General features: G+C 43.2%; 13 protein-coding genes. 8 read left to right on the top strand and 5 right to left on the bottom strand.

From position 1 onward, the window contains the following. Positions 1-50: 50 nt before the first annotated feature. Positions 51-1,919 carry a methyl-accepting chemotaxis protein gene (locus AACV12_RS10325; protein ID WP_170900294.1) on the bottom strand — a complete coding sequence of 623 codons (1,869 nt, stop codon included), beginning with the start codon at positions 1,917-1,919 and terminating at the stop codon, positions 51-53. A gap of 97 nt (positions 1,920-2,016) precedes the next feature. After that, positions 2,017-2,625 (bottom strand): hypothetical protein, encoded by a 609-nt coding sequence (locus AACV12_RS10320; protein WP_017043337.1) that lies wholly within the window; start codon positions 2,623-2,625, stop codon positions 2,017-2,019. Between the two features lie 176 nt (positions 2,626-2,801). On the opposite strand from AACV12_RS10320, the gene AACV12_RS10315 reads away from it, so the two are divergent. Continuing rightward, on the top strand, positions 2,802-3,908 hold the full coding sequence (locus AACV12_RS10315; RefSeq protein ID WP_026028217.1) for a 1-acyl-sn-glycerol-3-phosphate acyltransferase: 1,107 nt from the start codon (positions 2,802-2,804) through the stop codon (positions 3,906-3,908). 84 nt (positions 3,909-3,992) lie between these two features. Here AACV12_RS10315 and AACV12_RS10310 read toward each other — a convergent pair whose 3' ends face one another. Next, positions 3,993-4,619, bottom strand: a complete 627-nt coding sequence (locus tag AACV12_RS10310; protein WP_013867989.1) for a hypothetical protein — start codon at positions 4,617-4,619, stop codon at positions 3,993-3,995. A gap of 121 nt (positions 4,620-4,740) precedes the next feature. After that, positions 4,741-5,043, bottom strand: a complete 303-nt coding sequence (locus tag AACV12_RS10305) for a YfcZ/YiiS family protein (RefSeq protein ID WP_010318562.1) — start codon at positions 5,041-5,043, stop codon at positions 4,741-4,743. A 510-nt stretch (positions 5,044-5,553) separates the two neighbouring features. Here AACV12_RS10305 and AACV12_RS10300 point away from each other — a divergent pair. Beyond that, positions 5,554-6,015: a TetR/AcrR family transcriptional regulator gene (locus tag AACV12_RS10300; protein WP_013867986.1), complete on the top strand. Its 462-nt coding sequence runs from the start codon at positions 5,554-5,556 to the stop codon at positions 6,013-6,015. Between the two features lie 93 nt (positions 6,016-6,108). Here the strand turns inward: AACV12_RS10300 and nadE are convergent, their stop codons facing one another. Continuing rightward, positions 6,109-6,939: an ammonia-dependent NAD(+) synthetase gene (nadE, locus tag AACV12_RS10295; RefSeq protein WP_026029071.1), complete on the bottom strand. Its 831-nt coding sequence runs from the start codon at positions 6,937-6,939 to the stop codon at positions 6,109-6,111. Positions 6,940-7,043: 104 nt separating this feature from the next. On the opposite strand from nadE, the gene AACV12_RS10290 reads away from it, so the two are divergent. The 6 genes from AACV12_RS10290 to AACV12_RS10265 all read left to right on the top strand — a co-directional run bounded on the left by AACV12_RS10290 (position 7,044) and on the right by AACV12_RS10265 (position 12,300). After that, positions 7,044-7,556 (top strand): nicotinate-nicotinamide nucleotide adenylyltransferase, encoded by a 513-nt coding sequence (locus AACV12_RS10290; protein WP_170900293.1) that lies wholly within the window; start codon positions 7,044-7,046, stop codon positions 7,554-7,556. 40 nt (positions 7,557-7,596) lie between these two features. Further along, entirely contained in the window at positions 7,597-8,106 is a 510-nt protein-coding gene (locus tag AACV12_RS10285; protein ID WP_064626298.1) for a hypothetical protein, read from the top strand. Positions 8,107-8,596: 490 nt separating this feature from the next. Next, positions 8,597-9,163, top strand: coding sequence for a diaminobutyrate acetyltransferase (gene ectA / locus AACV12_RS10280; protein WP_013867982.1), 567 nt, complete (start codon positions 8,597-8,599; stop codon positions 9,161-9,163). An 11-nt stretch (positions 9,164-9,174) separates the two neighbouring features. After that, positions 9,175-10,440 carry a diaminobutyrate--2-oxoglutarate transaminase gene (gene ectB / locus AACV12_RS10275; protein WP_047689962.1) on the top strand — a complete coding sequence of 422 codons (1,266 nt, stop codon included), beginning with the start codon at positions 9,175-9,177 and terminating at the stop codon, positions 10,438-10,440. Positions 10,441-10,449: 9 nt separating this feature from the next. Continuing rightward, entirely contained in the window at positions 10,450-10,836 is a 387-nt protein-coding gene (locus AACV12_RS10270; protein WP_017048323.1) for an ectoine synthase, read from the top strand. Between the two features lie 48 nt (positions 10,837-10,884). Then, the gene (locus AACV12_RS10265) at positions 10,885-12,300 is read left to right on the top strand and encodes an aspartate kinase (protein WP_013867979.1); all 1,416 of its coding nucleotides are present in this window, start codon (positions 10,885-10,887) and stop codon (positions 12,298-12,300) included. The last annotated feature ends 48 nt before the right edge of the window (positions 12,301-12,348 follow it).

Genomic DNA, 12,348 nt, shown 5'->3' with positions numbered 1-12,348 from the left:
GCGCGTAATCAGCGCCTTTACTGAGTCTACCCAGTTGCTGTGGTAGAGGATTAAACGATAAATTTATTCAATATAGCATCTTGCTCTCTGATATTTTCGGTTTGAGCTTGCATGGCTATGTTGGCATTGTCAGCGGCGTCTGCAACTTGAACGGAAAGATCTTTGATCTTAACCGTGTTGTTGTTGATCTCTTCTGCTACCAAGCTTTGTTCTTCGGCTGCCGAAGCTATTTGGATATTCATATCACTAATTTGCTGAATAGCATCGCGGATTTTCAGCAGAGCATTATTCGCTTCTTCGGCACGGCTGACCGCCTCAGCTGCCGTTGTTTTACTCTGATTCATCGCATTGGCAACAGAAGTAGCGCTCGACTGCAACTTCTCAATCATATTACGGATCTCCGTCGTGGATTGCTGCGTTCTTTGCGCCAGCGTACGCACTTCGTCTGCAACGACCGCAAAGCCTCGGCCTGACTCTCCAGCCCGAGCCGCCTCTATCGCTGCGTTTAGTGCCAGCAAGTTGGTTTGGTCGGCAATGTCGTTGATCACTTTCAAAATGGTTTCGATGTTTGCCGTTGCATTTTCTAGTGCACTTACCTCTGTTACTGCTTCATCAATACGCGTCGAAAGATTATCAATCGCTTGAGTGGTTTGGGTCACAACATTGGTACCAAATTCTGTCGCATCATCAGCATCTTTTGCCGCCGACGCCGCGCCTTGCGCGTTGTTGGCGACATCGCCAGAAGTGGTGGCCATCTCATGCATGGCTGTGGCTAATTGCTCAAGTTCATGGAGTTGATCACGCATCGCTTCGGCCGATTCTTGCAACCCCATCGAGGTCATTTCCGAACCGCGTAAAATTTCTGAACCGATGGCTTTAGACTGGGTAATTTGTTGTTGTAAGGCTTCAGTAAAGGTATTGAAACCGACCGCTAATACCGAGAATTCTTTATCCGTGTCGGTGGCTAAGCGTTGGGTTAAGTCACCACTACCAGAGGCAACGTTCTGTATTGCATTATTAAGTGCATCAAGCGGTTTCATCAACAGACGGATAAGCACAAGCAGTATCGCAATACTGAAGACTAAAGCGATTAACGTATAGATGATCGAACTGTTGCGCAGTGTTGCTAAAGACGCATAGGCGATCTCTTCATCCAAAACGACACCGACATACCAATTCTCTCCGGGTACTTTTGAAAAATCGAGTGTGTAGTGTTTGCCATCAATCAGCACTTGTTTAGGCTCTTCGGCGATAACCGCATTGCCTAAGTATTCTTTCATTGGCTTGCCGTTCATCTCTGCTCGGGGGTGGGCTATGGTTGTGCCGTCGGATGAAACAATAAACACATAGCCTGCATCAAATAATTTTACGGTGTTGACCAATTCTGCTAACCCAGCAAGGCTAACATCGTAGAAGATGGCGCCGATAAATTTGCCGTTATCTTTAACTGGGGTAGCAATAGACACCAATATTTCATTAGTGGCAGAGTCGGCGTAAGGTGCAGTAATAATCAGTTTGTCGGCATTTTTTGCATCAATATACCAAGGGCGCACGCGTGGATTCCATGATGCGCCTGGGTTCCAAGTAGGATCATTACTTATGTAAGAGCCATCACTCTCAAAACCGACCCCAGCCAGTAAAAAAGTTTGTTTGACAATCGGCCTTGTGATGACCTTAGACATACTTTCTCGGTTAATGTCGACTTCCAACATGCTGGTGGCGTAAGCGGCAATGGCCTTGCGGCTATTGATCTCTGCACCAGCTGTATTGCTAACCCCATCCACTATTTCAGTTACACTCGCTTCAACTTGTGACTTCACTTCTTTTTGGACGGTGAAGTATTGTTGTATCGTCAGCAGAGTAACGGTGACCAACAGCAGCAAAGATGACGCCGCGACGATCTTATGGCTGAATTTCATGGCAATCCCTTCCATCAATAAATATTAATATTATTAATAAATGTATAGTTAGGGATTAATCATTCAGCCAGTAAACAATCCATTTTTAAGCGAAAAATTACAAATTTCGCCCGAGAACTAAAAGCGCAAGTTGTTGGCACTCTTGTTCATTTCCTTGGAAAAGCTCATCGACGATTTGGTTCAGCTTGATGCCAGACAGTTTGCGCTTTTGTGCCTCACGAACACGTAGTGCTATTTGACATTCAATTGGTAGCTCACTTACTTGATGTGGTTGCCACGCTGATAGCTTTTCGCTGAAGTTGTTTAACGATAATTTGGGTTTAAAATGCGTGGCTTCACTTTTTAGTACATGAAGAAGGTGCGAATAGATTTCATCGTTAGGTTGACATTGGCTCAGGTGATCACAAGCGGCTTGGCTCAGTTCAGATAAGGTGACGTAACCCGCTTGATGGGAAAAATCGGCGGTTAAACGTACTGAAAAATCGACACGCTGCCACTGCGTATTAGGAAAAATAGTCAGCGAGCATAAACAGTCAAAAGGGATCCAAAAACTCTGCTTTGCTTCAACTGAATATTCATGTTTGCCAAGTTTACACAGTACTAATCCGCTCATTACTCGAATCAAACTGTGTTTGATGACTTTCTTGCGAGGGGTGACAACTAAGTTAGCAGACAGTAAGGCTTCAAATTGAATCGCGTAGTTCATGGTACTTCTCACTGATTTTGGGGCGCTAAGAGTACCTCGTCTCACAGAAAATGCCAAATATGCGAACTAAAATCACCTTATTCTGGTCTGACCTTAGTGAATCTGTTACGACTGTAGCTGCGAGCTACGTCAACTATGCGTAGAATGAGCCAGCTTTTTATTTGATGTATGAATATATGACCACCACAACTGATCCTTATGTAGATATCCGTCCTTACAACGACGATGAGATTCCAGCGGCTATTGACCGTTTAATCAATGATGAAGAATTTATCTCAGCTATTTTGCAACATCGTTTTGATAAACGATCTGCTTGGCTAAAATCGATACTGAGCCCTTTTGTAAAAGCATACTTAAAGTTTAAATGGGCCAAACTCACGTCCGTGGAAGCAATCCAACTTGAAGTGAAGAAATATCTCACGAAAACGCTAGAATCAACGACACAAGGTGTCACCTTCAGTGGTCTCGATAAATTGGATAAACAGACGGCTTATTTATTTATCTCGAACCACCGTGATATCGCGATGGACCCAGCATTGGTCAATTATGGTCTGTATATGTCTGGGCATAAAACTGTGCGTATTGCGATTGGTGATAACTTATTGAAAAAGCCTTGTGCTACAGAGCTGATGCGTCTTAATAAGAGCTTTATTGTGAAACGCTCGGCTAAAGGTCCGCGCGAGATGATGAAAGCGCTCAGTACCTTATCTGCCTACATTAAACACTCACTTGAAACTGGAAATTCTATCTGGATAGCGCAAAAAGAGGGACGAGCAAAAGATGGTAACGATTTTACCGATCCGGCCATTTTGAAAATGTTCCATGTGGAAGGGCGCAAGCAGAAAATAGAGTTTGCTCAGTATATTCAATCGCTCAAAATTGTCCCGGTCGCGATTTCATATGAAAACGATCCGTGTGATATGGCCAAAGCGTGTGAGTTGTATGAAAAAGCGACGCATGGGCGTTATGAAAAAGGGGAATTTGAAGATATTGAAAGCATTGTCCAAGGTATTGTCGGTGAGAAAGGCCGAGTGCATGTTGGCTTTGGTGAAGTGATTACTCAAGCATTTGAAACGCCAGAAGCATTGGCGCAAGAGATAGATCGCCAAATTCACGCAAACTACAAATTATTCCCGATCAATAAGTTAGCGGCTGGGATAGAAAGTAGTGATATCACGCCAGATATCCGCGCTCACTTAGAAAGCAAGCTGACTCAGATCCCTGAAGGGGCACAGCGCTATTTACTCGATAGCTACGCCAACCCAGTAAAGAATCAGCAATAATTATTAAACGATGAAGAGAGGGGCTCACGGCTTCTTCTCTTCTCTTCTCTTCTCTTCTCTTCTCTTCTCTTCTCTTTTTCTAGCCTATCTTGCGACCGCGCCGCCAAGGGTCAGTTTGCTTGGCCATTTACTGATGACATTACCTCCCAAATAAATATTGCCATTGACGGTCATCGTGTCAGGAAATTCGGTGATTTTGGAACCACCAATAAACAAACTCCCTTCCACAACCAAACCTTCGGGCAATTGGGTTAATGGCGTTCGAATTACGCTCAAATCCCCCTTGACTAAGAGATTCGCAGGCAGCGTTTCAAGCGGTGTATCCGTGAAATTCAGGTAACCACCGACCTTGATTCTCATTGGCCACGATTTGATTTTACTACCCAGTAAGTTCGCATAACCACGAATGGTGGTACCTTTTGGAATATTCTCTAGCAAGCTATTAGATGCTTCTAAACTACCCTGCACATTCAAGCCCTTAGGCAGGGATTTTATCGATGTCTTAGCAATATTTAGGTTGCCTTTGAGCGTGAGATTTTCGGGTAGTGTTGTGTAGGGTTTATTACGCAAATAGAGATTGCCATAATTATCAAGGTGGTTAAGGATTTGATATTGATCGAGCGGCTGTGACCATGCACAAGAGGCATAGAGAAGGTTGCATAATGTTAGTAAAAGCGAAAACTTATTCATAAAGCCTGCAGATGAAGACACGATACCTAAAGTATCGGCAGATTACGGTTAAGCTTCAATAATGCATTGCCTAGGATGAGAAAGCAAAGTGCTTGGGCGATAAAAAAGCGAGCCATGATTAGGCCCGCTAAGAGCAATTAGATTAACGAGCCAAAGAGCGCGACTTCAGTTCAAAAATAAGCTTTTCAGCACTGACTTCAAATTTGAAACGTGCATGCAATTCAGTAGAGTTATCATCTAACGGTGAAACTTCAAACTCAACATTATCTGAAACCTGTTTGGCAAGAGCGAGGTACTTCTCAAATTCAGCTTCTAGCTGAGCTTTGTTGGGTGCCATGACCATCACTTCTGCAACTTCATCACCTTCTTTGATAATAAAGCCAATTTCGCCAGCGCAGCCACATGCTTCGCAGACTTGGATATCAACGTCTTTTTCGATACTCATTGTGAATCCTCTTAGTAAATGTATGGACATTCTAACGGGCAAATCGTTTATCAGCCACAAAAAGCCAATCAGGTTTGGGGCAAATCGCGTCTTATTTTGGTTGTTCGAAAGTTTTTAACCATCGTTATGAATTAATGAGTGTGATACTGCTCAAATAATCACTAGTTTTTGTGTCATAAATTTGTCAGAACAGTGTTCAGTTCGTTGCGAATTGTTGATGATTGTAAGATTATTCGGTTGAAACAATTATTAATATTATAAATTGCGCTTCATCCATTAGTGGTGATGACTAATAAACTGGAAATTTAAGTTTTATTAGTGATAGCTAAAGGAGTGACAGTAACAAGCCAGTAGATAACGCTTTTAACAAGATAATTCTGGTTTGAATTTACTGTTTTAAAGGATGGTTTTTTAGACAGAAAATGCCATACCACGAGGGGTGATTCGCGAAACGGCACTATCATCGCAATTGAGTTAGATGGATTAATAAAAAAGAGAAGAGTCTGGACCATGCCAAAGCGTAGTAAAGAAGATACTGAAATCACCATTCAGAGAATAATGGATGCTGTTGTCGATCAGCTATTGAGACTAGGTTACGACAAAATGTCGTATACCACGTTGAGTCAGCAAACAGGGGTTTCACGAACGGGGATTAGCCACCATTTTCCAAAGAAAACCGATTTTACGGCCGCTTTAGATGGGCGGATTTTTAAGCTGTTTGTTGAGCATTTAGATTTTGAAAATGACCTTTCAAGTTTTTCAAATAGCTGGATAAATGCGCTGGAAAATGCACAATTTTTGGCCATTTTGCGTTTATTATTTCATCATGTTGTGACGACTGAAAATGCGGATGAATTTGCAGCAAACGGTGTCGATCGGTTATACAAAACGGTGGCTGTACAGTTTGGCAAAGAGAGCGCAAGGGAGCTTGAGTGGCTGATTGGTAAATCACTGATTAAAATGAGTCAATAATTTGGCACTTTGTGCAAGCTTGTATTGTCGACTTTAACACTAAAGCCAACTGAGAAGTTGGCTTTAGTGCTTTTTATAGAGAGATTGTGTCGATCAATCGTACAACGTTGGGATCGGTTGACGTTTATGCTGAGTTGCTGTGTAAATCGCGACAAGACGGTCAATCACGTGCTGTGAAACAGGCTTCCCTTCTAAAAAATCATCGATTTGGTCATAACTTAAGTTTAACGCATCTTCATCTGCTTTTTGTGGTGCGAGCTCTTCTAAATCCGCGGTGGGTGTTTTTTGAACCAATTGCTGTGGTGCGCCTAATTTAGCCGCTACCGCGCGCACTTGACGTTTACTCAAGCCAAAAAGTGGTGCTAAATCACACGCGCCATCACCAAATTTAGTATAAAAACCGGTGATGTTTTCTGCGGAATGATCCGTGCCGAGTACTAACGCACCAACAAAACCTGCAATTTCGTACTGCGCAACCATGCGAGCGCGCGCCTTTACATTTCCTTTCACGAAATCAATTTTGGCACTGTCAGTTGGAGTTAAGCTTGTGCCTTGTAGCGCATCAAGAGAGGCTGAGTGCAGGCCATCTACACCCGCTTTAATATTGACCGAAATTGAGTGTGTAGGTTGAATGAAGGAGAGAGCAAGCTGCGCTTCATCCTCATCTTTTTGTTCGCCATAGGGTAAACGAACGGCGATAAACTGATAGTCGTTAACGGCGTATTCTTGGTTGAGTTGTGTCACGGCGAGCTGGGCTAGACGGCCGCACGTTGTTGAGTCGACGCCACCACTGATGCCAAGCACTAAAGACTTACAACCAGATTCAACCAATTTGCGTTTAATAAACTCAACGCGCCGTTCAATTTCATAAACAGGGTCAATGGATGAGAGAACACGCATCTCATCACGGATCATTTGTTCCATTAGGGTTCCTTTTCCTGCAAGCAATATAAATCTTTGGTGTATCATACCGAAATCATCAGATTAGAAAACCGAGAAAATGGTTTTCAGACTTGAATAGGATTGCTATGACTAAAATTGCCGTCTTTGGGAGTGCTTTTAACCCTCCGAGCTTAGGACATAAAAGTGTGATTGAATCGCTAAGCCATTTCGATTTAATTCTGTTGGTACCGAGCATTTCACACGCTTGGGGTAAGCAGATGCTCAGTTATGAGATCCGTTGTGAACTTATTGATGCTTTTATTCGTGATTTGCAGTCAGATAAGATACAACGCTCAATAGTCGAAGAGGAACTGCAACAGCCCGGGCAGAGCGTCACAACTCACGCTGTTTTGTCATTACTGCAAAAACAATCACCTGATGCTGACATTACTTTTGTAATGGGCCCGGATAATCTGTTCAATTTTGCGAAATTCTATAAAGCTCAAGATATCTTGCAACGCTGGTCAGTCATGGCCTGTCCTGAAAAAGTCGCGATTCGTAGTACTGATATTCGTCAGCGGTTAGCTGAAAATTTAGATATTGCCGATTTAACGACTATCTCTGTTAAGGAAATCTTGCAGCAAAGAAAACTTTACTAGACAATCCACGCCCTTTTCGTGGTCGGAGCTGTTTGCATTCATGAAGTTAAATGTGGCTGTTTGTGCGTTAATCATGTTTTCGTCGCTGACGGAAGCTTGCGATCTCTATTCCGGTTCATTATTAACGCCAGAGTTAGAATTAACATTAGGTGCAGATAGTAGCCCAGCAATGTTACCAGCATCGGGCGTCTGCTTTTCTATATTAGATAGTATGGGCTACGCATCGAAACAACTGCTGGCTTTAGGTTTATTTGAAGAATCTCCAGCCGACTCTTCTTACTGGGCCGATTGGTTTTTAAAAGCCGATTCGGATCCCCTGTTTACTCAGAAATTGGCCACAAGCTACATTGGCTTTGGAGTCTGGATACCCTCTGAATTGCTTGACGAGCAAAGTGATATGTCAACCGAAGAGTGGTTAATGAGTCACGGCTTACAGCTAAGTATCGGTTTTGGCGAGAAAAAAGCGGGTGAGCCGCGCATGCGTTTTGACTATCGTTGGCATGAAGATTTCGACAGTGTTGTCATGATGCAAATTGAAGTTCCCTTCTAACGTTTTCCCTCAGTAAACACACTCCCTCAGAAAACAAAAAAGCCAACCGCAATATTCGCGATTGGCCTATGTAAATTGTGAACAAAGAGTATTCACTAACAACGTCAGTTGGCTAGGTGACCCTCGGCTTAAGAAGGGTCGATATAGTTATTGCAGCATACGTGCCAAGTTTTATAGCGCTTAGTTGCTATTGTTTCCTTGTTTTTTCAAACTTCACCAAGAAGATTTTTGCAGGCTGCAAATGCAAACTGCAAAAACGACTCAGATTGCTAATGCCGCTAGGTTCAATCACATTCGCTCTGCTATCTTACTTTTATTTGATTACACATCTAACTAATTGGTTCTTTTTTAGTTAAATGTCCAAACTTATTTATTCGTTTTAAATCAGCACCATATATCTATTATCGCTATTTTTTTGAATTTTTTGGTTGAATTTTCCATTTGTACTGTTAGTTTATATAGAGATTTTTAATTAGAGCTCTAACTATTTATGTGGCAGGCAATGATTACAGCAGCACCTTGGGTTGCATACCCGGAAATTATGCAAACAAAGACAGAACAATGGACGTTTCGTACCCCTAATCAAGCCGACGGGCAGCGTGTACATGATTTGATTGGGCTATGCCCTCCCTTAGATGAAAACTCCTCATACTGTAACTTCCTACAAGCGATTCACTTTCAAGAGACTTGCATCTTAGCGGAAAGAAATGGCGAAACCGTGGGGTTTATTTCGGCCTATTTAAAGCCTGACAATTCTGATGAATTGTTTATTTGGCAAGTGGCCGTGCATCCAAATGCTCGTGGGCTAGGGCTTGCCTCACATTTGTTACATGAATTGCTCGCTCGTGACGTTATGGCTGATGTTCGTGTATTGGAAACGACTATCACGAAAAACAATCAAGGTTCATGGAGCCTCTTTAAGAAGTTTGATCGAGCACATGGCGAGCAAGGAGAGGTATCGACCTTTCTCGATCAAACTCGTCACTTTGAAGGAGAGCATGATACCGAGTATTTGTACCGTATTCCGCTCAAACCTCGTTCTAACTTAACAGGATAACTATCATCGTTATGGACATTTTTAAAAAGAAAGAATCAAACGTGCAATCTTATGCCAATCACTTTCCCGTGGTTTTCTCTACGGCAAAAGGGAGCTGGCTATTTACCGATTCTGGTGATCGCTACTTAGATTTTTTGGCTGGAGCTGGTTCGTTAAATTATGGTCACAATAACGCCCTCTTTAAGCAGGCGCTATTGGAGTACATTGATAAAGACGGCATTACTCACGGCTTGGATATGCACTCCTCTGCCAAGGCTGAGTTCCTCGCGGTATTTGAAAGTCTCATTCTTGAACCAAGAAACCTCGACTACAAAGTGCAGTTTACTGGTCCAACTGGGACTAATGCTGTAGAGGCGGCAATGAAGCTGGCCAGAAAAGCCACGGGCAGAAGTAATATTGTGGCTTTCACTAACGGCTTTCATGGTTGCTCTTATGGCGCACTTGCCGCAACAGGAAATCAACATCATCGAGGCGGCGCTGGGCTTAGCTTAGGTGGCGTGACGCGGCTCCCTTATGATGGCTATGCCAATATTGATGGCCTGTCGCTATTTGAAAATATGCTGAATGATAACTCATCGGGTTTAGACAAACCGGCTGCGGTATTATTGGAGGTTGTCCAAGGCGAAGGTGGCTTAAATTGCGCGTCCAACGAGTGGTTGCAACGCTTAAGTCGTCTCTGTAAGAAAAACGATATTCTGCTTATCGTTGACGATATTCAAGCTGGTTGTGGACGTACGGGAACTTTTTTCAGTTTCGAGCCATCAGCAATAAAACCGGACATAGTGACGCTATCGAAATCGCTCAGTGGTTATGGGTTACCTATGGCGATTGTGCTGCTGAAACCTGAGTTAGATGTGTGGAAACCGGGAGAGCACAACGGAACCTTTCGCGGTAATAATCACGCCTTTGTAACCGCTACAAAAGCGCTGGAAACCTATTGGTCAAATGATGATTTTACCACTCATATCGCACATCGAGCCAAGCAAGTGACGCATGTCATTCAAACCACACTGCGTCGTTTCCCCACACTGTTTAACCGCCACAAAGGGCGTGGACTAATGCAAGGCATTGAATGCAGCAGTGGTGAGATCGCCCATAAAATTGCTCGTCGTTGTTTTCAACTAGGGATGGTGATTGAAACCGCAGGCCCAAATGACGAAGTAATTAAGTTTTTCTGCCCACTTACTATCACAGAAACCGAACTTGACCAAGGTTTAGATATTTTTGCACAAGCGGTAGAAGAGCTAGCCTCTCAGTTAATTAAAAAAGCATCTTAGGAATAAAAAATGATTGTTAGAACATTAGAAGAGTGTCGCCAAAGTGAGCGCCGGGTTGTTGCTCAAACTTGGGAAAGCGTTCGTATGCTGCTGAAAGATGACAATATGGGTTTTTCATTTCATATCACGACTATCTTTAAAGGCGGCGAGACCCATATTCACTATCAAAACCATTTGGAATCAGTGTATTGCATGTCAGGTGAAGGGGAAATCGAAGTGATAGGAGGGGAAACTTACCCGATAAAGCCCGGCACTTTGTACATCCTTGATCAACATGACGAGCACTATTTAAGAGCTTATTCTGGTGCAGATATGGTTATGGCATGTGTTTTTAACCCGCCACTGACAGGAACTGAAACGCATGATGAAAAAGGTGTTTACCCAATCATTGAGTAATCACTCGCGACGATTCACTGCATTCAATTTAAAAGAAAAGGAGATCCCATGTCTTACACCGTAGAAAAAATCGGTGGAACATCAATGAGCGCTTTTGATGCTGTGCTCGACAATATTTTACTAAGGCCTCATCACCCTTATGATCGAGTGTTTGTGGTATCAGCGTATGCAACCATTACCGATGCTCTACTGGAATGCAAACGCACTGGCAAGCCCGGTATTTACCAGATGATCGCGAAACATGATACGCAATGGCAAGAAGCCATGTACCAACTTGAGCAACGTATGTTGCTGATTAATGAGCATTTGTTTGCCGATCCTATGAGTCGTATTCGCGCGGATAAATTTATTCGTTCTCGGATCTCAGAAGCAGTCAACTGCATTAATAATATTCTAGAAACGTGTCAATACGGGCAGTTTTCATTGCGTCAGTATTTGCCTCAGGTGCGAGAATTTTTATCTTCAATAGGCGAGGCTCATAGTGCCTATAACACCAGTTTGAAGCTAAAAACTCTTGGGATTAATGCATGCTTCATTGATCTCTCTGGGTGGAATAATGGGCAAGCAGGAAGCTTAGATGAGGTGATTTTGGCTGCCTTCGAAGACATTGATGTAGCAACACAATTGCCAATCGTGACTGGCTACGCCTACTGTAATGAAGGATTAATGAAAACCTATGATCGTGGCTATAGTGAAATGACCTTTAGCCGCATTGCTGCATTAACCAACGCAACGCAAGCGATCATCCATAAAGAGTATCACTTAAGCTCCGCAGACCCGAGAATTGTAGGCGCCGATAAGGTTAGCCCGATGGGATTGACGAACTTTGACGTAGCAGACCAACTGGCTAATTTAGGTATGGAAGCGATTCATCCGAATGCGGCAGCTGGGCTGCGTCAGCAGGGGATTGAGCTCAGAATCAAAAATACGTTCGAACCAGAGCATAAAGGTACTCTCATTTCCAATGTTCATAAGCCTCAGAACAATAAGGTAGAGATTATTGCGGGTAAGGACAAAGTGTTCGCCTTGCATATTTTTGACCAAAGTATGGTCGGGAAAATTGATAATGCCAGTTATGAATTGATGGAAGTGATCGCCGAAGCTAAGGTACATCTCGTTGGTAAAGAGATGAATGCAAACTCGATGACGTATTACCTCAGTGGCAGCAGCGATAACTTAAACCACGTGTTGTACAAAATAGAGAAGCGCTACCCGAATGCATCTGTATCAGGAAAAATGGTCGCCCTCATTTCCGCAATCGGTGCATCAATGAACACCAACAACGCATTAACGCAGGGCATGCAAGCATTAGTTAACGCAAAAATTAGCCCTATTGCCGCTCACTCGTCGATGCGTAATGTCAATGTACAATTCGTAGTTGAAGACAACGATTACAATCGCGCGATTTGTGTTTTACATGATGTGTTGATTGCGAAACCGCTATCTACCAAAAAAGCGGCTTAGCGGTTCAGATTGAAGGATCGTTCCCCCCAATCGCCCCCCCAATCACAT

It is taken from the genome of Vibrio sp. 2-2(8), assembly GCF_963888495.1.
GTDB lineage: Bacteria > Pseudomonadota > Gammaproteobacteria > Enterobacterales > Vibrionaceae > Vibrio > Vibrio anguillarum.
The sequence above is the reverse complement of the archived record's forward strand: the minus strand, read 5'-3'. Positions and strand labels throughout refer to the sequence as shown.

Bases quoted from the DNA above. Each gene is read 5' to 3' on its own strand.
- AACV12_RS10325 (WP_170900294.1), bottom strand. From the start codon at position 1,919: ATGAAATTCAGCCATAAGATCGTCGCGGCGTCATCTTTGCTGCTGTTG.
- AACV12_RS10315 (WP_026028217.1), top strand. From the start codon at position 2,802: ATGACCACCACAACTGATCCTTATGTAGATATCCGTCCTTACAACGAC.
- AACV12_RS10300 (WP_013867986.1), top strand. From the start codon at position 5,554: ATGCCAAAGCGTAGTAAAGAAGATACTGAAATCACCATTCAGAGAATA.
- AACV12_RS10265 (WP_013867979.1), top strand. From the start codon at position 10,885: ATGTCTTACACCGTAGAAAAAATCGGTGGAACATCAATGAGCGCTTTT.
- nadE (WP_026029071.1), bottom strand. From the start codon at position 6,939: ATGGAACAAATGATCCGTGATGAGATGCGTGTTCTCTCATCCATTGAC.
- AACV12_RS10305 (WP_010318562.1), bottom strand. From the start codon at position 5,043: ATGAGTATCGAAAAAGACGTTGATATCCAAGTCTGCGAAGCATGTGGC.
- AACV12_RS10270 (WP_017048323.1), top strand. From the start codon at position 10,450: ATGATTGTTAGAACATTAGAAGAGTGTCGCCAAAGTGAGCGCCGGGTT.
- AACV12_RS10320 (WP_017043337.1), bottom strand. From the start codon at position 2,625: ATGAACTACGCGATTCAATTTGAAGCCTTACTGTCTGCTAACTTAGTT.
- AACV12_RS10290 (WP_170900293.1), top strand. From the start codon at position 7,044: ATGACTAAAATTGCCGTCTTTGGGAGTGCTTTTAACCCTCCGAGCTTA.
- ectB (WP_047689962.1), top strand. From the start codon at position 9,175: ATGGACATTTTTAAAAAGAAAGAATCAAACGTGCAATCTTATGCCAAT.
- AACV12_RS10285 (WP_064626298.1), top strand. From the start codon at position 7,597: ATGAAGTTAAATGTGGCTGTTTGTGCGTTAATCATGTTTTCGTCGCTG.
- ectA (WP_013867982.1), top strand. From the start codon at position 8,597: ATGTGGCAGGCAATGATTACAGCAGCACCTTGGGTTGCATACCCGGAA.